We start from the raw sequence: 19,164 nt of genomic DNA on the forward strand, positions 1-19,164 counted from the left end.
CCCGCACCCCCTGGCGCCTTCGCTTCGCTCGGCTTTGCTGGGGTTGCTCGCCGAACGGACAGTGGCCGGCCGGGGTTGCCCGCCGCGTGACAGTTGCCGCCTGGGGTTGGCCGCCGCGGGACAGTGGTCGGCTGGGGTTGGCCGCGCTTTGACGGGTCCGGGCTGTGGCGGGGCGCCGCGTGATGGTTCCGGCCGGGCTTGGGCGCCGCGGGACAGTTGCCGACTGGGGTTGGGCGCCGCCCGACGGTTGCCGGCTGGGGTTGGGTGCCGCGGGACGGTTGCTGTGGTGGTTGGTCGCCGCGTGAACTGTTCTGGTCTGTGGCTTAGGGCGTTGGTGGGGAAGTGCCTGCGGGTGGGGCGGGGATAACCGGTCGCGGCTGGGTGGTTGCGGGCTGTAGCTTGCTGGGGGGTGATGGGCGTGGTGAGTACGGAGCGGCTGGCTTTGCGGTGGGTGGGGGTGGGGGATTTTGCGGCTTTGTGTGAGATGTGGACTGATGAGTTGGTGGGGCAGTTCATGGGGGATTACGGGCCGCGGGATGAAGAGGCCGTTCGGGCTTGGTTGACGGGGTTTGTGGATGACGGGACGCATGTGCAGTTCAGCGTCACGCGGCGGTCTGATGGTGAGGTGGTGGGGTGGCTCGGGATGGGGGAGAGCAAGGAGCCGGTGGCGGATTGGAGTTTCGGGTACGCCGTGCGTGCGGCTCATCGTGGGCAGGGGTACATGACTGAGGCGTTGACCGCGGGGCTCGAGTACTGCCGTGGCGAGTTGGGTGTCGGGAGTCTGTGGGGCGAGTGCTTTGTGGGGAACGTCGCGTCGGCGCGGGTGATGACTGGAGCGGGCATGGTGGAGATCGAGCCTGTCGAGCGCAGCAGGCGGTTCCGCATCCCGGCGAGCGCCTGATGCGGAATCAGATCAGTGTTGCGGTGCACACCGATCTCGATGATTTGGTGCGGTTGGAGTCGCAGCTGTTCAGTGAGGATGCTGGAGTTCACGATCCTCGGGTTGATGTCTCTTGGCCGACGCGCCATGCGCGGGACGATTTCGTTCGGCTGATCGATCTCGACTCCGCACTGGTGCTTGTCGCGCGGCGCGAGGGTGTGGTGGTCGGTCACCTTGTTGGATACCTGACGGCACCTTCAGCGACACGCTTCGGACGGCGTACTGCGGAGATTCGCAGTCTCTACGTGGACAGCGCTTCTCGCGCGAGTGGCGTAGGACAGGCGTTGGTCGGCCGATTCAGTGCGTGGGCGCGAGAGAACGACGCGAGCAGCGTCAGCGTCGCGTCGTACGCAGCGAATCACGGTGCGCGGGCGTTCTACAGCCGGCTGGGGTTTGCCGAGCAGAGCGTCGTCTTTCAGGCCGTGCTCGGAGACTGAGCGAGCCGCAGCCCAGCCTCCGCCGACAAGTCGTTGCACAAGGCAATGGCGTCGTACCAGCTGATCCCGGTGACAGGTACGCCGTCCGCGCCGACGACCGGATAGCGCGCCAACCCTAGGGCCGTCAGTAGTAGCGGCGGAGGTCTGGCCAGAGGGTGGACCAGGGTGCGCCAGGGGAGTCGCACAGGACCAGCGCGGTGCCGTCCTCGTCGTTCGAGACGATGTTGTCGATCGTCGCCACCTGCTCGCAATCGCGGAAGTGCGCCTCGTACGCCGGCGTCCGCTCCTGCTCGACCAGCAGCACCGGACCGGTGTTGCTGTCCGGCGGCCGCTCCCAGTCCGCGAAGCTCATGTGACCCGAGTACGCCGGCGGCAGCCCGTGCGAAGGACCGAAGCGCCGCAACGCCCCCGCCTCGCCGTAGTTGCCGGTGAAGATCGTCGCCGACCCCCGCTGCCCTGAAGGGATCCGATTCCACACATCCGCGACAGCGGACGTCATCTCCGGCCACCCGATCTGCTCGCCCTGCTCCTTGTTCACCGGTATGACGAAGTCCACCGCCGAGGCAGGCAACACGGGCAACGTGAACAGCGCCGACGTGAGAGCAGTCAGCGCGAGCCCAACCGCGAGGATCGATCGACGCCACGCCAGTACAGGCTCAACCCCAGCTGCCACCAGCACGAGCAGCAGCGGCAACGCGTAGTACGACTTCCCGCCGACGGCCAGTACGACGACGCACAGCAGCGGGTACGCCAGCGCAACGGACCGAGCCCATGGCATCCGCCACATCCGGCGGAACCCGGCCACCCACACCGGCACCAGGAACGGGGACAACTGCAGGATCTGCAGCGGGATGAACATGATCCGGTTCTCGGTCCCGTCGTCCTCGCTGATGCCGCCGGCGACGGTGAGCTGCGGCCAGTCGTGCTGGAACTGCCACAGCACGTTCGGCAGCGCGACGATCCCCGCGACCGCGACACCCGCGAGCAGCCACCACGAACGCAGCACCTCACGCGGACCGACGATCAGCACCGCGATGAGCAAGGCACCGATCGGCAGCACCACGAGGTACTTGTTCTCCAGCGCGATCCCCGCGGTCAGGCCGAGCGCGAGCCACCATCGGCCGTCGGTCGTCCGCAGCAGCTTGATCGTGAACAGCGCGATCAGCATCCAGGCGAGCAGGTCGTACGTCGCAGTCGACACCAGATGCCCGACGCCGAGCAGGAACCCGGAAACGGCCGCACAGATCGCGGCCAGCAATTGGCCACGCCGATCGCTGCCGAACTCGCGTGCGATCAGTGCCACCACGACGATCGTGATCGCGCTGGCCACCGTCGACAGCACCCGCAGTCCCATCGGGGTGTTCCCGAACACCTCGGTCGAGATCCGCGCGAGCAACGGCGTCAGCGGCGGCTGGTCGACGTACCCCCAGTCGAGGTGTTGTCCCGCGACCATGAAGTACAGCTCGTCCCGGTGGTACCCGTACCGCCCGGACAAGGCAGTCAGTACGACGGCCACGACCCCAGCGACGGCGTACACGGGAACAGCAGCGAAGGCAGGCACCGACGGACGCGTGGCGGTCATGCCCGAATGCTGACAGCCCGGAGGGTCCCGAGCCACCCCGATTCGCCCCGGAGGAAACCCCGGTTGCTGCGCGGTTGGCATGCCATCGCGCATGATCTGATATGTCAACCGGACAACATGGAGGGGAGAGGCCGTGGCGCTGCTCTACGAGCGGATCAGTACGCACGTGCTGGAGCAGATCCGGCGCGGTGCGCTGCGGCCCGGTGACCGGGTGCCGTCGGAGATGGAGCTCGCGGCGGAGTTCGAGGTCAGTCGCATCACCTCCAAGCGGGCTCTCGAGGTACTGCGGGAGGCCGGGCTGGTGGAGCGGATCCGTGGCAAGGGGACGTTCGTCGTCCCCCATCTGCCCGACCTGACCGGTGTCACCGTGCCGCTGCGGGGCCGAGTGCCGCGTCCGAGGCCTGAGGCCCGCTCGATCGCTCTCGTCATCCCTGATGTGTCCGAGGCGTACGGTCTGGAGTTGCTGTGCGCGGTCGAGGAGCGGTGCGCCGAGTACGGCGCACATCTGATCGTACGGCGGACGCACGGCCGGCAATCCGATGAGGAGAAGGCCGTCGACCTACTGGTGGCGACCGGTGAGGTGGATGGTCTGATCGTGTTCCCGGTCCACGGCGACTTCTACAACGCCAGCCTGCTCAGGCAGGTGCTGGATGGCTATCCGGTCGTACTGGTCGACCGCCACCTGTCCGGGATCCCCGTCGCGGCGGTCCACACCGACAACGTGGCGGCGGCGAAGGCCCTCACAGAGCGGCTGCTCGACCAGGGGCACCGACACATCGCCTTCGTGTCCCCGCCGCCCGTGAACACGTCGTCGATCGAGGACCGGCTGGAGGGTTTCCGGTCCGCGTTCGGCGACCGCGGTCAGGCCTACGAGCTGACCGATCTGCGCAGCACCCTGCCCGGGTCGACGACCACCGAGAGCGTCGAGGCGGATGTCGAGGTGATCCGCGCGTTCCGCGAGCGGTTGCCGGAGGTCACGGCGTACTTCGCCTGTGAGTACAACCTGGCCCGGATGACGGACCGGGCGCTCGGCGGCGACCGTGTGGTCGCCTGCTTCGACTCACCCGGTGACTCGATCGGCGGACCGCCGTACCTGCATGTCCGGCAGGACCAGGAGGAGATGGGCCGGAGGGCGGTGGACCTGCTGCTCGCTCGGCTCCGTGGCGAAGAGGTGCCGAACCTGACCATGGTCCCGTTCGAGCTGGTCGATGCTGAGGGCAACGGGTAGACGGACCTGACTTTCGGCAGTACGGCGATGTCGGGGTGACTGTGTAGCGTCTGGGGCATGAACTGGCGGCGCCTGGGAGACGTCGGCCTGTGGGCCGCGTTGAGCTTCCTCGTGCTCGCGGAGAGCGGTGCCCGCGGCGATCCGTACTGGGTGCAGGCCGCCTTCATCGCGGCGCTGTTGGTGGCGGTCTTCGTCCGCCGCCGCTGGCCACTGGTCGCCCTCGCCGTCGTCGCCTGGGCGGAGATCGTCGTCCTGGCCTTCGCGCTCGGCACGCAGAACGGCGTACAGGTCGCGTTGGTGCCGGCGATCACCCTGATGAGCTACCTGGCTGGTCGCCGGGAGACTCAGCTGAAGCACTTCGTCATGGTGTGCAGTTGGTCGCTGCTCGGCGGACTGCTCCTCGCTCTGGTCGTGCAGGGTGAGCAGCACGCCACCGAGGCGGTGCTGAGCTGGCTGGTGATGCTACTGCTCGCACTGCTTCTGGTCGTGCTGCCGTGGCTGGTCGGGCGGTACCGCGCGCAGCAGGCACTACTGGCCTCGGCCGGCTGGGACCGGGCGGAGCGGATCGAGCGCGAGCAGCGGATGGCGATCGACCAGGAGCGGCTGCGCGAGCGGTCCCGGATCGCCCAGGACATGCACGATTCGGTCGGCCACGAGCTGAGCCTGATCGCCCTCCGCGCCGCGGCGCTGGAGCTTGACCCGTCCCTGCCGGCCGAGCATCGACAGGCTGCAACCTCGCTGCGTGAAGCAGCCGCCACGGCGACCGATCGGCTCGGCGAGATCATCGGCGTACTGCGGGACTCGGACGCGCCGACGGTGCCACGCGACGAGAGCGTGCTGTCGCTGATCGAGCGGGCGGCCGAGTCCGGTCTCGAGGTCCGTCTGATCGAGGAGGGCGACGGCGAGCTGTCGCCCATGGTGGATCGAGCCGTGCACCGCATCGTCCAGGAATCGTTGACGAACGCGAGCAAGCACGCGCCCGGCACAGCGGTCACCGTGACCGTGACGCGCGCGGACGACGACGTACGCGTGCAGGTCGTCGACACCGGTGCACAGCGGCCGGTCCAGTCTGTTCCCTCGAGCGGACGCGGCCTGGACGGATTGCGCGAGCGCGTACGGCTCGTCGGCGGGACGCTGACCGCGGGACCACGGAGCGGCGGCGGTTTCGAGGTGGTGGCAACGATGCCGCGGGCAGGCGGCCCGCCCGAGCCGGAAGCACCGCCAATGTCTGCTGCGGAAGCGGAACGAGCCACAGTACGGCGCAGTGCGCGGCGCGGTCTGGTCACGGCCGTCGCCGCACCGCTGATCCTCGGAGCGGTCGTCGGCGTGGTTGCCTTGGGCTACTACCTGATCGCCGGCTACAACTCGATCCTGCACCCCGGCCAGTACGACGTCCTGGCCATCGGACAGCCGGAGGACGAGGTGGAGAAGGTGCTCCCGGCGATGCAGATGATCGACCCGCCCAGCGAGGGCTATACGGTGCCGGCCGGCTGGTCCTGCCGCTACTACAGTCCGGACGTCCCGTTCTCGATCACCTACGTCTACAGGCTCTGCTTCGCCGACGGGAAGCTCGTCGCCAAGACGGTCGTGCAGAGCGGCTCCGTCGTACCGACTCCCGAGAGCACAGGATGACGACATGATCAGGGTGCTGCTGGCCGACGACGAGGCGATGGTGCGGGCCGGGGTCCGCGCGATCCTCGGCACCGACGACGCGATCGAGGTCGTTGCCGAGGCAGCCGATGGGGCGGAGGCGGTCGAGCAGGTCCGGCGGCACCGGCCCGACGTGGCGGTGCTCGATATCCGGATGCCGCGGATGGACGGCCTTGCAGCCGGCGCCGAGATCCGCCGGACCGTGCCCGAGACCGCGGTCGTAATCCTCACGACGTTCTCCGAGGACGCGTACATCGCCCGTGCCCTGGGCGACGGTGCGAGCGGCTTCCTGCTGAAGTCCGGCGATCCCCGCGAACTGATCGCGGGTCTGAAGGCTGTCGCGGAAGGCGCCGCCTATCTGTCGCCCCGCGTCGCCCAGCGGGTGATCGCCGAGCTGAGCACCGGCGCAGGTGGTGGGGCGATGGCGCGGGCTGCGGCTGCCAAGGAGCAGGTCGCCGTACTGAGCCCGCGTGAGCTTGAGGTGCTGGGGCTGGTCGGCGCGGGCCTGTCCAACGCCGAGATCGCCCGGCGGCTGTTCCTGGTCGAGGGCACTGTGAAGGCGTATGTGAGCGCGATTCTGCTCCGGCTGGCGGTCAAGAACCGGGTGCAGGCCGCGATCGTCGCCTACGAGGCCGGCCTGGTGACTGGCTGAGGGGTCAGATTCCGTTGCCCGGTGGTGGTGCGACGCTCCGGGTGGTGACGTGGTGTGGACACCCGGTCATGGGATAGTGGACCTTTCCCGGGGACCTCACCTCCGGAATCGAAACCCAGCAACCCCAGGGGCCACCCGCCCCCTCTGACAGAATCGGGGACCCAGGTCGTGACCGACTCGCACAACTCCGGACAGCACAAGGACCGGGAAGCGGCGGCGGCCGAGGTCCGGAGAATGTGGCAACCGACGCCCTCCTGGACCCAGCCGGATCCGAACACGGCGCCCGCCGACGAGCCCGAGAAGCCCGACGAGCAGCCCGATGCGCTCTCCCAGGAGTTCCCGGGCGACGCGTGGTCCCGGCCCAACCAGCCGCCGCCCAGCCCGTCCTGGTCGCAGCCCGCGGCCGAGTCCGACACCCCTGACGAGACCGACGAGACCGAGGCCGACAGCGCCGACGACCAGTCGTCCGGCCCGGCGGCCGGCGGTCAGCCAGGTGGACAGGGCAGCGACAGCGGTACGGCGCCACAGGGTGGCCCCAACAGTCCGTTGTTCGGTGGCTCGTCGTTCCACGGCTCGGGCTACGGCGCCCCGGAGAACCCTCCGGCGGCCGCTGGTCCCGCGCAGGGCGGTCAGCAGCTCTCTCCGGCCGCGCAGCACTTCTTCCCGCAAGGCATCCCCGGTCAGAACGTGCCGCAGCAGCGTGACGTCTCCTACCGCACGGACGAGCTGATCCAGGCGCTTCCGCTCCCTCGGGAGGCTCCGGCGGAGCGCGGCGTCCGCAGTGTGCTGCGGCTGCGTCCGGGCAGCGGCGAGCGGCTCGAGCGGATCGCCCGCGCGACCGCGGCGACGGCGTTCCGTCGGCCCGTGACCATCGTGGTGGCGAACCCGAAGGGCGGCTCGGGCAAGACGCCGACGACGCTGCTGCTGGCCGGCGCGCTCGGTCAGGCGCGCGGCGGCGGCGTCGTCGCCTGGGACAACAACGAGCTGCGCGGCAACATGCACCTGCGTACGCACGACACGAACGCGCGGTCCACCGTCACCGACATGCTCCAGGCGATGCCGATGCTGACCCAGCCGGATGCCCGGCTCGGCGACGTGGCGGCGTACCTGCGGCACCAGGTCGCGGGGCAGTACGACGTACTGACGTCGGCGACCACAACGTACGCGCAGATCGAGGCGAAGGACTTCGACCAGATCCACAGGTTGCTGAGCCGGTTCTACAAGGTGCTCGTGATCGACACCGGGAACAACGAGGGCTCCAGCAACTGGCGCGAGGCGATGAAGGCGGCCGACGCCCTCGTCATCCCGATCAAGTGGAAGAGCCTGTCCTGCGCGGCCGCCGTGCAGATGCTGGAGGAGCTCGACAACCAGGGCCCGGAGGCGCAGCGCCTGATCCGCCGTGCGGTGATCGCGGTGTCGAACGGTCCCGGCGATGTGAACAAGGAGGTCGAGAAGCAGCTCCGGTCGTACTTCGAGTCCCGCGCGGCTGCTGTCGTCGACATTCCGACCGACCAGCACATCGCGGCCGAAGGCCCGCTGGACCACTCCGCACTGCAGCCGACAACCCGCCGCGCAGCCCTGGAGCTGGCGGCGAAGGTGTCGGAGCAGATCACGATCGCGCTGAACGTCCCGCGGTAACTGTCACGCGTCGCGTTTGGTGAGGACGCGGGTGCCGACCATCAGGCCGGCGCCTGCCCACACCACCAGCAGGAGGGCACTCACCGTCGGGGAGAGCGGATCAGTCGTGCCGGTCAGGTAGTTCTGGCCGGCGCCGCCTGGGAGCACAGCCGCGATCCACACGAGCGCGCGGATCGAGCTCTGGCTGAGCATGAGCGGGACGACCAGGAGCAGCAGGAAGGCCACGGTCAGCGTGCCGGCCGTACTGCGGACGACCCATGCGATCCCGGCCGCGAACAGCCCGGCTGTTGTCGCGTAGAAGGCGACTGACAGCAGGTCGACCACCAGTGCGCTCGCGGTCCAGTCGGCCCACGAGCCCGCAGCCAGGCCACCGACCACAGCCGAGACGCCGGCGAGCACCAGGCCGTAGACGAACAGGACCGGTGCGAGCACGATCGCCTTCGCGAGTACGACGTTTCGCCGTACTGGAGTCCACTGCAGGGTCGAGCGGATGCTGCCGGTCGCGTACTCGGACGTCACGGTCAGCAGGGCGAAGGCGGCGATGACCACCTGCACGATCATGATGACCGAAGCGCCGAACTCACCGACTGCCTGCGTCTGGGCCACCTGCCCCGGCTCCAGATGGGTGTTGGTGTAGGCGAGGTTGAAGCCGAACTGCAGGCCTAGCAGCGCGGTCAGCACGAGTGCTGCCGCGAGGTTCAGCCAGCTGGACCGGACTGACCACAGCTTGGTCCACTCCGAGCGCACAGCATCCGACAGACCGGTCCCCAGGGTGACAACCGCCGTACTCACCGCTCACCTGCTTTCACGAGTTCCGCTTCGGGCTCGACCTGAGCCCACTTCTTCTTGAGCCGATGCCGGACGACCTCGACGATCAGTGTGACCGCGAGTGCCAGACCGATGCCGAGGATCACGCCCTTCAGCGGGTTGTCCTCGAACGCCTTCCCGCCGATGTAGCCGACCAGGGTGCAGTAGAGGCCCCAGCTGACGGCCGCGATGGCGGCGAAGGACGAGAACTTGCGCAGCGGGTACCGGACCGACCCCATCGTCAGCGTGACCGCGGTGCGCCCTCCCGGCACGTACCGAGCGACCACGAGCACGAGTCCGCCGCGGTCTGCCAGTGCTCGTCGAGCCCACAGCACGGCCGCGTGCCGCTTGGTACCTGGCCTCGTCCGATCGAGCAGCCGGCCACCCGCGCCGCGGCCCAGGGCGTAGGACACGTGGTCGCCGACGAAGGCACCGACCGCGGCGGCCGAGATCACGGCGTACAGGTTGGGTTCACCGTTGGCCGCCACGAACACACCCGCGGTGACCACCAGCGTCTCGCTCGGGATCGCCGGAAAGAACCCATCCAGCGCGGCGAATCCCCACAGCGCGAGGTAGATCCACCACGAGGACATCAACTCCTCGGCAAAGTGCAGGATCGCGTCGCTCATGACGCCACCGCGACGCCGTACTGGACGCTGTCCGCGGTCAGCTCCATGTACGCCTCCTCGAGCGAGGCCCGCTGGGTCTGCAACTCGTGCAGTCGCACGCCGAGCTCATGCGCGAGGTCACCGACCCGCTCCGCAGGTACGCCGGTCACGATCAACCGGTCGTCAGCGGACTCCACCCGCTCCGCCTCGGCGATCAACCGATCCCGCAGTACTGCCAGGTGCGCCCGATCGGGGACGCGTACGGCGACCGTGGTGCGCGACGACCTGGCGATCACGTCCGCGACCGGAGCATCGGCGATCAGCCGGCCGCGCCCGATCACGACGAGCTGGTCGGCGGTGAGCTGCATCTCGCTCATCAGATGGCTGGAGACGAACACCGTCCGGCCCTCCGCCGCGAGCGAGCGCATCAGCCCGCGGACCCAGCGGACACCGTCCGGGTCCAGGCCGTTCACCGGCTCGTCGAACATCAGCACCTCGGGGTCACCGAGCAGCGCACCGGCGATGCCGAGACGCTGTCCCATGCCGAGCGAGAACTCTCCGGCGCGCTTGCCGGTGACGGAATCCAGGCCCACGACAGACAAGACCTCGTCCACCCGGCTGACCGGGAGCCCGTTGCTCCGGGCCATCGCGATCAGGTGGTTCCGCGCGGACCTACGCGGGTGCAGGGCCTTTGCGTCGAGCAGTGCGCCGACCTTGGCGAGTGGTGCCGGCCAGTCGGCGTACGGGCGGCCGTCGACCAGAGCGGTGCCCTCGGTCGGTGCGTCGAGACCGAGGATCATCCGCATCGTGGTCGACTTGCCGGCGCCGTTCGGGCCGAGAAAGCCGGTCACCCGGCCGGGAGAGACGGTCAGGTCGAGCGAGTCCACCGCGCAGGTGTCGCCGTACCTCTTGGTGAGTCCTTCGAGCGTGATCACGCTGGGCGCCCTTCTGGAACGGATTGGTAGCTCGAACCTAGGAATCCGGGCACCCCTGGCACATCGGACGATGGGCGTCGGCGACCCCCTACTTTCGTCAGGTGGCCGGACCTGTGGATACGCCGTCGGGCCGCGGGTCCGGAGTCGATACCATCTGTGGCGTGACCGGCATCTCGGCCGGTCGGCGAACTCGAGGAGTGAACGTGCCGGAAGTCAAGGTCCATCTGATCGGCGTCGAGGGCGAGGCTGAGCGGAGTGTGACCGAGACGACGACGATCGGGGAGCTGTTCGCCGGAATCTTCGGCCAGGACCGCTCCGCCATCGCCGCCCGCGTCAACGGTGAGCTGCGGGACCTGTCCCGGGTGGTCGCCGACGGCGACGAGATCGAGCCGGTGAAGGCGTCGTCGGAGGACGGCCGGGCGATCATCCGGCACTCGACCGCGCACGTGCTCGCCCAGGCTGTGCAGGACCTGTTCCCGGAGGCGAAGCTGGGCATCGGCCCGCCGGTGGAGAACGGCTTCTACTACGACTTCGACGTGCCCACGCCGTTCACCCCGGACGACCTGGGCAAGCTCGAGAAGAAGATGCAGCAGATCATCAAGGAGCGGCAGCGGTTCAGCCGCCGGGTGGTCTCCGACGACGACGCGCGGACCGAGCTCGCGGCCGAGCCGTACAAGCTCGAGCTGATCGGGATCAAGGGCTCCGCGGCGGACGCCGCCGAGGGCGCGAGCGTCGAGGTCGGCGGCGGCGAGCTGACCATCTACGACAACGTCCGGCGCGACGACTCCGTCGCCTGGAAGGACCTGTGCCGCGGCCCGCACGTGCCCGCGACCGGCTACCTGGGCAACTTCAAGCTGATGCGGACCGCCGCGGCGTACTGGCGGGGGAGCGAAAAGAATCCGCAGCTCCAGCGCATCTATGGGACGGCGTGGGAGTCGCGCGACGAGCTCAAGGCGTACCTGAACCGGCTGGAGGAGGCCGCCAAGCGCGACCACCGCAAGCTCGGCAGCGAGCTCGACCTGTTCAGCTTCCCGGACGAGATCGGTTCGGGGCTCGCGGTGTTCCACCCCAAGGGCGGCGTACTGCGCAAGGTGATGGAGGACTACTCCCGCCAGCGCCACGTGGAGGACGGCTACGAGTTCGTCTACTCGCCGCACATCACCAAGGCGCAGCTGTTCGAGACCTCTGGCCACCTGGACTGGTACGCCGACGGCATGTACCCGCCCATGCACCTGGACGAGGAGCGCGGCGCGGACGGGCAGATCCGCAAGCAGGGCCAGGACTACTACCTGAAGCCGATGAACTGCCCGATGCACAACCTGATCTACGGCGCCCGCGGCCGGTCCTACCGGGAGCTGCCGCTGCGGCTGTTCGAGTTCGGCACGGTCTACCGGCTGGAGAAGTCCGGAGTCGTGCACGGCATGACCCGGGCCCGCGGCTTCACCCAGGACGACGCGCACATCTACTGCACCCGCGAGCAGATGCGTGACGAGCTGCGCAAGCTGCTGACCTTCGTGCTCGGCCTGCTCGCCGACTACGGTCTGGACGACTTCTACCTCGAGCTCTCGACCAAGAACCCGGACAAGTTCGTCGGCTCCGACGAGGTCTGGGAGGAGGCGACCGAGACGCTGCGGGAGGTTGCGGAAGGCTCCGGTCTCGAGCTGGTCCCGGACCCGGGCGGCGCCGCGTTCTACGGCCCGAAGATCTCGGTCCAGACCAAGGACGCGATCGGCCGGACCTGGCAGATGTCGACGATCCAGCTGGACTTCAACCTGCCGGAGCGGTTCGAGCTGGAGTACACGGCGCCCGACGGTTCCCGGCAGCGCCCGGTGATGATCCACCGCGCGCTGTTCGGCTCGATCGAGCGGTTCGTCGCGGTGCTGACCGAGCACTACGCCGGCGCCTTCCCGCCCTGGCTGGCCCCGGTCCAGGTGGTCGGCATCCCGGTCACCGACGGCCACGTGGACTACCTGTACGACGTCGCCGCGCAGCTGAAGGCGCAGGGAATCCGGATCGAGGTCGACTCCTCCGACGACCGGATGCAGAAGAAGATCCGCAACGCCCAGAAGTCCAAGGTCCCGTACATGCTGATCGCCGGCGACGACGACATGGCCGCCGGGTCCGTGTCGTTCCGCTACCGCGACGGCACCCAGAAGAACGGCGTACCGATCGCGGACGCGGTCAGCGAGATCGTGGAGGCCGTCCAGAAGCGCGTCCAGGTATGACGCCTGCCCCCGACGATGCCGTCCCCGACCAACCGTCCGCCGACGATCAGGGCGGCGTACCGGAGTCGCCGTACGCGCCCGATGAGGTGGTTGTGCAGGACGGGGTCGGGGTGCCGGATCCGTTCATGCGGTTGTGGACGCCGCATCGGATGGCCTACATCGAGGGGGAGAACAAGCCGACCAGTGACGCGGCCGGGTCGGGGTGCCCGTTCTGCCGGTTGCCGGGGCTGCCGGATGCCGATGCGCTGATCGTGCACCGGGGCGAGGCGGCGTACGCGGTGCTGAACCTGTACCCGTACAACCCCGGCCATCTGATGGTGGTGCCGTACCGGCACGTCGCGGACTACACCGAGCTGACCTCGGCGGAGGTCACGGATGTTGCAGAGCTGACCCGGCAGGCGATGCAGGCGGTCCGGACGGTGTCGGCCGCGCACGGCTTCAACATCGGGATGAACCAGGGCGAGATCGCCGGCGCCGGCATCGCCGCCCACCTGCACCAGCATGTGGTGCCGCGCTGGACCGGCGACACCAACTTCATGCCGGCGATCGGCCACACCAAGGTCCTGCCGCAACTGCTGTCCGAAACCAGAGCCCTGCTCGCCAAGTCCTGGCCGACTGCGCCGTAGGTGGTCAGCGCAGGAAGAGCGGCATCATCGGGTCGACGATGCCTTGCAGGATGGTGAGGGGGACCACGCGGGCGGGGTTCGTCAGGCCGGTGACGCGGACGACGCGGCGGCCGAGGCGGAAAACGAGTTCGCCCTTGTCCGGGAGGTAGTAACCGGGCTGGCCGACCGGCGCGAGCTGCGGTGGAGGCGTCCGATCCGCCTCCGGGATCGTCAGCTGGTCGAACGCCTCGACGATCGACACCGTCGCGTCGTACGTCCCCCAGATACACGTCAACGCACCACGGACCCGGTAGTCCCGCCGCAGCTGCACCTGTGCCCCGGCGAACTCCTCGGCCTGCGAGTTCGACAGCTGGCACGCGGCGTCGGTCTGCCGAGCGTTCCGCAGCGACGTCGGTACGGCGTCCCGTGTCGCCAGCGCGACCGCCACCGCCTTGGCCCGGTCGATGCCATCCGCCGTACTGCGATCAATGCCGCCCGCCGGCGTGATGCGGACCGCCCGGTCGCCGACCGTGAACACCATCCGGGACTCCGTGATCAGGGCGCCCGGCCCGAGCTCGGTCAGAGGCTCGACCTTGCCGGCGCCGGTGAGGAGCCGGTTGAGAGAGTCGGGCTGACGGGGGAGCGCGGTGACACCGATCGTGACGACCCGGTCCTCGAGCAGCAGTGTGCACAGGTCCATGGCCGGCAGGCCGCCGTCGTTCCAGGCGTTCGGTTTCGCGGTGACGGGGACGTGCAGCTTGGCGGTCAGCGTGCTGGTGATCGCCGTACACACCTGTGGTCCGGCTGCCCCCGCCGTACCGTCCAAGCCCTCGGCCTGCGGGGGAGCGATGGCGGTCGGGACGACGGCGGGAGGCTGCGTCGGCGCAGTCAGCGGGCGGGAGCCGTTGGCCTTGCGTGCGACCGAGCAGCCGGAGGTCAGCAGCGCCAGAGCCAGCGCACCGGCCAGTGCACTCGCCAGCGCGCCGCGGCTGAGCCGCCCCGTCGTCCATCGCGTCCTCACCACGTCAGCATCGCGCGAAATCAGGTCTGCCGCAGGCGGAAAGCCGTGGCTTGTCACCGGATGGTGATCCGGCTGGACTACGATCGGCCCGCCATGCTTAACAGATTCCGGCAGTTCTGGACCAAGGTGATCACGCCGATCGCCAAACTCCTGCTCAGGCTCGGCGTGACCGCTGACATGGTCACGCTCGTGGGCACCATCGGCGTGTGCGCGGGCGCGCTGATCTTCTTCCCGCGCGGCCAGCTCTGGCTGGGCGTGGTGATCATCACCTGCTTCGTGTTCTCGGACCTGATCGACGGCTTCATGGCCCGCACGTCGGGTACGTCGTCGAAGTGGGGGTCTTACCTCGACTCCACGCTGGACCGCATCGGCGACGGCGCGATCTTCGGCGGCCTGGTGATGTACTACGCGAACTCACGCGCCGGCGACTCGACGCTGATGGCCGCGGTCACGCTGTGGGCGCTGGTGATGGGTGCGGTCACGTCGTACGCGCGGGCCAAGGCCGAGAGCCTCGGCCTGAAGGCGAGCGGCGGTCTGGCCGAGCGCGCGGACCGGCTCGTGTTCACGCTGGTCCTCGCGTTCTTCTCCGATGTGCTGGACCTCCCGATCCTGCTGGAGATCGTGATCTGGTACGTCGCTGCCGCGAGCACGATCACAGTGATCCAGCGCTCGCTCGCGGTCCGCAAGCAGGTCCTCGCTGACCCGGCCAACGCCGGCCTGGACACCCCGCCGCCCGCCACAGAGCCCCAAGCCAGTGAGCCCACGGCCGCCACCGAGCCCCCGGCCGAACCGGACCCGAAGAACTGAGGCATGGACGGCCTCCGTCAGCGGGCTGCCGATCTCGCGTTCGCGCTCGCCTGGGCGCTGGTCCGACGGCTCCCTGAGAAGACAGTCACCTGGCTGTTCCGCCAAGCCGCCGATCGCGTCGTACGCCGGAACGGTCGCGGCGTACGGCGCTTGCGCGGAAACCTGGCCGTAGTTCGTCCGGACGCGACCTCCAAGGAATTGGACGCGCTCACCCTGGCCGGAATGCGGTCGTACCTGCGCTACTGGCAGGAGGCGTTCCGGCTGCCCGAGTGGTCGGACCAAGAGGTCGTCGGCCGGGTCCGTACGGTCAACGAGAAGCTGCTCCGCGACGCTCACGCGGCCGGGCGCGGTGTGATCTGCGCGCTGCCGCACCTGGCGAACTACGACCACGCCGGCGCCTGGGCCGGTCTGACCGGAATGCCGGTGTCGACGGTGGCCGAGCGGCTGAAACCGGAGTCACTGTTCGACCGCTTCATCGAGTACCGCAAGAAGCTCGGCATGGAGGTTCTGCCGCTGACCGGCAGTGACCAGGACGTCGTCGGGATCCTGGCCGAGCGGCTGGAGGCGGGCGGGTTCGTCTGCCTGGTGGCCGATCGGGACCTGTCCGAGCGCGGCGTACCGGTGACGTTCTTCGGCCGTCCCTCGCGGATGCCGGCCGGTCCGGCCGCGCTGAGCCTGCGGACGGGAGCCCCACTGATCCCGGCGACGCTGCACTACGACGGGCCTCAGTTGGTGATCACGTTCCACGACGCGATCGAGCCCGAGGGCGGCACCGCCGGGATGACCCAGCGCTGCGCCGACGCCTTCGCCGCCGGGATCGCCGCGCACCCGCAGGACTGGCACATGCTGCAGAGGATTTTCCTGGACGAGTGAGAATCGTTCCGTGAGGATCGGTGTGGTGTGCCCGTACTCGCTGGGCACGCCCGGCGGGGTGCAGAACCATGTCCGCGACCTCGCCGAGGCCCTGCTCGGCGTCGGCCACGAGGTGTCCGTCCTCGCGCCGGTCGACGACTCCGACGCGGTCCCGCCGTACGTCGTCTCGTCCGGACGCGCGGTCGGCGTCCCGTACAACGGCTCGGTCGCTCGGGTCACCTTCGGTCCGCGGACGGCGGCGCGGGTGAAGAGCTGGCTCGCCGACGGCCAGTTCGACGTGGTCCACGTGCACGAGCCGACGACTCCGAGCGCGTCGATCATCGCGCTGTGGTCGGCCGATGGTCCCTTCGTGTCGACGTTCCACACCTGGCAGGTCCGGTCCCGCGCGATGAGCGCCGCGGCCAATCTGCTCCGGCCCGCGTTGGAGAAGATCGACGCCCGGATCGCAGTCTCGGAGAACGCGCGCTCGATGATGGTCCAGCACATCGGCGGCGAGGCGGTCGTGATCCCGAACGGTCTCTACACCGCGCGCTTCAAGGGGAGTCCCCGCGCGGAGTGGATGGGCGACGACGGCACGATCAGCTTCCTGGGCCGTCTCGACGAACCTCGCAAGGGCCTGGGCGTCCTGGTGAAGGCCGTCCCCGCGTTGATCGCGGAGCGACCGAGCCTGCAGATCCTGGTGGCCGGGTCTGGTCAGGCGGATGAGGCGCGGCGCGCTGTGCCCGGGCGGTTCCGCGACAACGTCCTGTTCCTGGGCGAGATCGACGACGACGCCCGCGCCGACATGCTGGCCGGCTCGGACGTCTATGTCGCGCCGCACCTGGGTGGTGAGAGCTTCGGCATCGTCCTGCTGGAGGCGATGGCCGCAGGTGCTCCCGTCCTGGCCAGCGACCTGGCCGCCTTCCGGCAGGTCCTGGACGGTGGCCGTCTGGGGGAGCTGTTCGAGCCGGGCAACGCCGACGAGCTCGCCGAGCGGGCGCTCCGGCTCCTGGACAGTCCCGATGACCGCGAGAAGCTTCGCTCCGCGGGACTGAGCGCCGTACCTCGCTATGACTGGTCGGTGCTGCTGCCAGAGCTCTTGTCCGTCTACGAGCTCGTCGCCCGCCGGTAGCCCCGGCGGGCGACTCGCGGCTCAGCTGTAGGCCGCGTGCTGGTCCTCGACGCGCTGCTGGTCGTCGGCGAGGACGACCCCGTCGACGGCCACGACGTCGAGGGAGTGCTCGTGCAGGAAGGTGATGAACCACGGCAGCCCGTAGGCCTTGTCCATCGCCGCGTTCAGCTTCTCCAGCATGATCCGCTTGACGTCGCGGCCGACGCCCTGCGGGACGTGCGCGACGAACGCGGGCCGGATGGGTTCGGAGCCGAGGAGCCCGTTCTGGCTCACGCTCTCCGGCGGCCATTCGCGGATGAAGATCCGTGTGTCGTCCGGGAACGGGTACGCCTCTTTCAGGGCGACGTACATCGCGTGGACGAGTTCACGCTTGGTCTCGAGGTCGGCACCGGTGGGGACGTCGAGGTAGGAAACGGGCATGGTCTTCTCCTGATCACTGGTAGAGAACTTTCTTTTAGAAACTAGTTGATATCCACTAAGTATGCAAGAGATAGTCATAAGAGAGTTGAGATGGATTATGCTGAAACCATGACGACGACGAATCGGCGCTACGGCGACGGCTGCGCGATCGCGATCGCTCTGGACTACGTGGGCGAGCGGTGGGCGCTGCTGATCGTGCGCGAGCTCCTGCTCGGCCCGAAGCGGTTCACCGACCTGCAGGCCGGACTGCCCAATGCGGGCGCCAAGGTGCTGGCCCAGCGACTGCGGGAGCTGGAGGGCGCCGACGTCGTACGGCGTCGCACTCTGCCGCCGCCGGCCGCCTCACAGGTCTACGAGCTGACCGAGTGGGGTGCCCGGTTGGATGACGTGATCGTCGTACTCGGAAACTGGGGAGCCGGCGCAGCGGAGAAGTCCGACGACCCGGTGAGTGCGGACTCGGCCATGATCCGGCTGCGCAGCCTGTTCACCGCGCAGCCGCAGCGGCCCTGGACCGCGAGCTATGAGCTGCGCCTCGGACGCGAGCGCTTCACGACCCGGGTCGTCGACGGACAGCTCGTCGCGATGACTCGGGGCGAGTCGCACGATCGGCCCGACACTGTCATCGAGTCCGACCCGGACACGTTGGCCCGGGTCCTCGTCGAGGAGCAGGTGACCAAGGCTGTCGAGGACGGACGCCTCACCATCACCGGCGACGCCGAGGCTGCTGACCGCCTGTTCGACGCCGTCCGGGCCTGATCAGGACCGCCCGGAGCGGAAGGCGTTGAGGAGTGCGCTGCGGGCGTCGCCCGGCAAGCCCTCGCCGGGCAGGTCATGCAGGGCCTGTGAGGTCTGACGGATCTGGTCGAGGTAGCGCTCGCAGCCGTCGCACAGGGCCAGGTGGTCGACGAAGTCCTGCTCCGCCTCGGCACTCAGGGTCCCATCGAGGAACGCCGTCACACGCTCGACGAACTCACGGCACTCGAGGTCGCTCATGACTCGTCACCTTCCCGCTGATAGAACTCTTCCAGTCTGCCGCGCAGGAACGCCCGCGCGCGGTGCAGCAGCACCCGTTGGTTCGCCGCCGTGATCCCGAGCAGTTCGCACACTTCGTCGTACGGGCAGCCCTCGATGTCTCGCAGTACAACGACCAGGCGCTGGCGCTCGGGGAGTTCGGCCAGCGCCTGGGTCAGGTGGGCGCGGATCTCGGCAGTGAGCAACCCTTGCTCCGGGGACGGCCAGGCCGGCGGGTAGTCCCACCAATGGCCCGGGAACGGATCGCCCGCCGGGCGGAACCGGCTCGGGTCCACAGTCGGTCCCTGGTCGTCGACGCTGCTCATCGGCACGATCTTGTGTTCGCGGGTGCCGCGGCGCCTCGCAGTGTTGGTGAGGATCCGGTAGACCCACGTCTTCAGCGAGGACCGGCCCTCGAACCGCTCGATGCCCTCGATCACCGCGAGCCAGGTCTCCTGCACGACCTCGGCGGCCGACTCCTCGGTCGACACGAACGAGCGCGCCACCCGCAGCATCCCGCCGGACCAGCCGTCCAGGAGCAGCACGAACACGTCCTCGTCGCCGGTCCGCAACCGCTCGAGGAGTACGTCGTCCGACGGCAGCCCAGCCATCAT

General features: G+C 69.0%; 20 protein-coding genes. 12 read left to right on the forward strand and 8 right to left on the reverse strand.

What is annotated here, in order from left to right; genetic code table 11:
* Positions 1-412 precede the first annotated feature (412 nt).
* On the forward strand, positions 413-901 hold the full coding sequence (locus E0H75_RS21620) for a GNAT family N-acetyltransferase (protein WP_272948922.1): 489 nt from the start codon (positions 413-415) through the stop codon (positions 899-901).
* Positions 901-1,377 (forward strand): GNAT family N-acetyltransferase, encoded by a 477-nt coding sequence (locus tag E0H75_RS21625; RefSeq protein WP_131515464.1) that lies wholly within the window; start codon positions 901-903, stop codon positions 1,375-1,377. The genes E0H75_RS21620 and E0H75_RS21625 overlap by 1 nt, the downstream gene beginning before the upstream one ends.
* Positions 1,378-1,501: 124 nt before the next feature.
* Here E0H75_RS21625 and E0H75_RS21630 read toward each other — a convergent pair whose 3' ends face one another.
* Positions 1,502-2,959 (reverse strand): ArnT family glycosyltransferase, encoded by a 1,458-nt coding sequence (locus E0H75_RS21630; RefSeq protein ID WP_131515465.1) that lies wholly within the window; start codon positions 2,957-2,959, stop codon positions 1,502-1,504.
* 133 nt (positions 2,960-3,092) lie between these two features.
* Between E0H75_RS21630 and E0H75_RS21635 the strand changes: the two genes are divergently transcribed.
* From E0H75_RS21635 to E0H75_RS21650, 4 genes are all read left to right on the forward strand, one after another.
* On the forward strand, positions 3,093-4,187 hold the full coding sequence (locus E0H75_RS21635; RefSeq protein WP_131515466.1) for a GntR family transcriptional regulator: 1,095 nt from the start codon (positions 3,093-3,095) through the stop codon (positions 4,185-4,187).
* A gap of 57 nt (positions 4,188-4,244) precedes the next feature.
* Positions 4,245-5,819, forward strand: a complete 1,575-nt coding sequence (locus tag E0H75_RS21640; RefSeq protein ID WP_131515467.1) for a sensor histidine kinase — start codon at positions 4,245-4,247, stop codon at positions 5,817-5,819.
* 4 nt (positions 5,820-5,823) lie between these two features.
* Positions 5,824-6,489, forward strand: coding sequence for a response regulator (locus tag E0H75_RS21645; protein ID WP_131515468.1), 666 nt, complete (start codon positions 5,824-5,826; stop codon positions 6,487-6,489).
* Positions 6,490-6,657: 168 nt separating this feature from the next.
* Complete coding sequence (locus tag E0H75_RS21650) at positions 6,658-8,127, forward strand: MinD/ParA family ATP-binding protein (protein ID WP_131515469.1); 1,470 nt, start codon at positions 6,658-6,660, stop codon at positions 8,125-8,127.
* Between the two features lie 3 nt (positions 8,128-8,130).
* Here the strand turns inward: E0H75_RS21650 and E0H75_RS21655 are convergent, their stop codons facing one another.
* The 3 genes from E0H75_RS21655 to E0H75_RS21665 are packed head-to-tail and all read right to left on the reverse strand — an operon-like array spanning position 8,131 to position 10,477.
* Entirely contained in the window at positions 8,131-8,919 is a 789-nt protein-coding gene (locus tag E0H75_RS21655) for an ABC transporter permease (protein WP_131515470.1), read from the reverse strand.
* Positions 8,916-9,563, reverse strand: coding sequence for a DedA family protein (locus E0H75_RS21660; RefSeq protein ID WP_131515471.1), 648 nt, complete (start codon positions 9,561-9,563; stop codon positions 8,916-8,918). The genes E0H75_RS21655 and E0H75_RS21660 overlap by 4 nt, the downstream gene beginning before the upstream one ends.
* A complete protein-coding gene (locus tag E0H75_RS21665) occupies positions 9,560-10,477 on the reverse strand; it encodes an ABC transporter ATP-binding protein (RefSeq protein WP_131515472.1) in 918 nt (305 codons plus the stop codon). Before E0H75_RS21665 ends, E0H75_RS21660 begins: the two co-directional genes overlap by 4 nt.
* Before the next feature lie 203 nt (positions 10,478-10,680).
* Here E0H75_RS21665 and thrS point away from each other — a divergent pair, with 203 nt between their 5' ends.
* Complete coding sequence (gene thrS, locus E0H75_RS21670; RefSeq protein WP_202873109.1) at positions 10,681-12,702, forward strand: threonine--tRNA ligase; 2,022 nt, start codon at positions 10,681-10,683, stop codon at positions 12,700-12,702.
* A 125-nt stretch (positions 12,703-12,827) separates the two neighbouring features.
* Entirely contained in the window at positions 12,828-13,328 is a 501-nt protein-coding gene (locus E0H75_RS21675; RefSeq protein WP_238163250.1) for an HIT family protein, read from the forward strand.
* Positions 13,329-13,332: 4 nt separating this feature from the next.
* On the opposite strand, the gene E0H75_RS21680 is transcribed toward E0H75_RS21675, so the two are convergent.
* A complete protein-coding gene (locus tag E0H75_RS21680; protein WP_238163188.1) occupies positions 13,333-14,328 on the reverse strand; it encodes a hypothetical protein in 996 nt (331 codons plus the stop codon).
* A gap of 93 nt (positions 14,329-14,421) precedes the next feature.
* Here E0H75_RS21680 and pgsA point away from each other — a divergent pair, with 93 nt between their 5' ends.
* Genes pgsA through E0H75_RS21695 form a run of 3 tightly spaced genes read left to right on the forward strand, consistent with a single transcriptional unit; the run spans position 14,422 to position 17,119 of the window.
* Positions 14,422-15,135 (forward strand): phosphatidylinositol phosphate synthase, encoded by a 714-nt coding sequence (pgsA, locus tag E0H75_RS21685; protein ID WP_131515474.1) that lies wholly within the window; start codon positions 14,422-14,424, stop codon positions 15,133-15,135.
* Positions 15,136-15,138: 3 nt separating this feature from the next.
* Complete coding sequence (locus E0H75_RS21690; protein WP_131515475.1) at positions 15,139-16,008, forward strand: phosphatidylinositol mannoside acyltransferase; 870 nt, start codon at positions 15,139-15,141, stop codon at positions 16,006-16,008.
* 10 nt (positions 16,009-16,018) lie between these two features.
* Positions 16,019-17,119: a glycosyltransferase family 4 protein gene (locus E0H75_RS21695; RefSeq protein ID WP_131515476.1), complete on the forward strand. Its 1,101-nt coding sequence runs from the start codon at positions 16,019-16,021 to the stop codon at positions 17,117-17,119.
* A gap of 21 nt (positions 17,120-17,140) precedes the next feature.
* Here the strand turns inward: E0H75_RS21695 and E0H75_RS21700 are convergent, their stop codons facing one another.
* The gene (locus tag E0H75_RS21700) at positions 17,141-17,539 is read right to left on the reverse strand and encodes a tautomerase family protein (RefSeq protein WP_131515477.1); all 399 of its coding nucleotides are present in this window, start codon (positions 17,537-17,539) and stop codon (positions 17,141-17,143) included.
* Between the two features lie 108 nt (positions 17,540-17,647).
* Here E0H75_RS21700 and E0H75_RS21705 point away from each other — a divergent pair, with 108 nt between their 5' ends.
* The gene (locus E0H75_RS21705) at positions 17,648-18,295 is read left to right on the forward strand and encodes a winged helix-turn-helix transcriptional regulator (protein WP_238163189.1); all 648 of its coding nucleotides are present in this window, start codon (positions 17,648-17,650) and stop codon (positions 18,293-18,295) included.
* On the opposite strand, the gene E0H75_RS21710 is transcribed toward E0H75_RS21705, so the two are convergent.
* Together E0H75_RS21710 and E0H75_RS21715 are read right to left on the reverse strand one after the other, a co-directional pair.
* On the reverse strand, positions 18,296-18,532 hold the full coding sequence (locus E0H75_RS21710; protein ID WP_131515479.1) for an anti-sigma factor family protein: 237 nt from the start codon (positions 18,530-18,532) through the stop codon (positions 18,296-18,298).
* Positions 18,529-19,164: an RNA polymerase sigma factor gene (locus E0H75_RS21715; RefSeq protein WP_238163190.1), complete on the reverse strand. Its 636-nt coding sequence runs from the start codon at positions 19,162-19,164 to the stop codon at positions 18,529-18,531. Before E0H75_RS21715 ends, E0H75_RS21710 begins: the two co-directional genes overlap by 4 nt.

This window comes from Kribbella capetownensis (genome assembly GCF_004331485.1).
GTDB lineage: Bacteria > Actinomycetota > Actinomycetes > Propionibacteriales > Kribbellaceae > Kribbella > Kribbella capetownensis.

Bases quoted from the DNA above. Each gene is read 5' to 3' on its own strand.
- E0H75_RS21715 (WP_238163190.1), bottom strand. From the start codon at position 19,164: ATGATGGCTGGGCTGCCGTCGGACGACGTACTCCTCGAGCGGTTGCGG.
- E0H75_RS21690 (WP_131515475.1), top strand. From the start codon at position 15,139: ATGGACGGCCTCCGTCAGCGGGCTGCCGATCTCGCGTTCGCGCTCGCC.
- E0H75_RS21630 (WP_131515465.1), bottom strand. From the start codon at position 2,959: ATGACCGCCACGCGTCCGTCGGTGCCTGCCTTCGCTGCTGTTCCCGTG.
- E0H75_RS21700 (WP_131515477.1), bottom strand. From the start codon at position 17,539: ATGCCCGTTTCCTACCTCGACGTCCCCACCGGTGCCGACCTCGAGACC.
- E0H75_RS21660 (WP_131515471.1), bottom strand. From the start codon at position 9,563: ATGAGCGACGCGATCCTGCACTTTGCCGAGGAGTTGATGTCCTCGTGG.
- E0H75_RS21620 (WP_272948922.1), top strand. From the start codon at position 413: ATGGGCGTGGTGAGTACGGAGCGGCTGGCTTTGCGGTGGGTGGGGGTG.
- E0H75_RS21640 (WP_131515467.1), top strand. From the start codon at position 4,245: ATGAACTGGCGGCGCCTGGGAGACGTCGGCCTGTGGGCCGCGTTGAGC.
- E0H75_RS21675 (WP_238163250.1), top strand. From the start codon at position 12,828: ATGCGGTTGTGGACGCCGCATCGGATGGCCTACATCGAGGGGGAGAAC.
- pgsA (WP_131515474.1), top strand. From the start codon at position 14,422: ATGCTTAACAGATTCCGGCAGTTCTGGACCAAGGTGATCACGCCGATC.
- E0H75_RS21710 (WP_131515479.1), bottom strand. From the start codon at position 18,532: ATGAGCGACCTCGAGTGCCGTGAGTTCGTCGAGCGTGTGACGGCGTTC.
- E0H75_RS21645 (WP_131515468.1), top strand. From the start codon at position 5,824: ATGATCAGGGTGCTGCTGGCCGACGACGAGGCGATGGTGCGGGCCGGG.
- E0H75_RS21705 (WP_238163189.1), top strand. From the start codon at position 17,648: ATGACGACGACGAATCGGCGCTACGGCGACGGCTGCGCGATCGCGATC.
- E0H75_RS21625 (WP_131515464.1), top strand. From the start codon at position 901: ATGCGGAATCAGATCAGTGTTGCGGTGCACACCGATCTCGATGATTTG.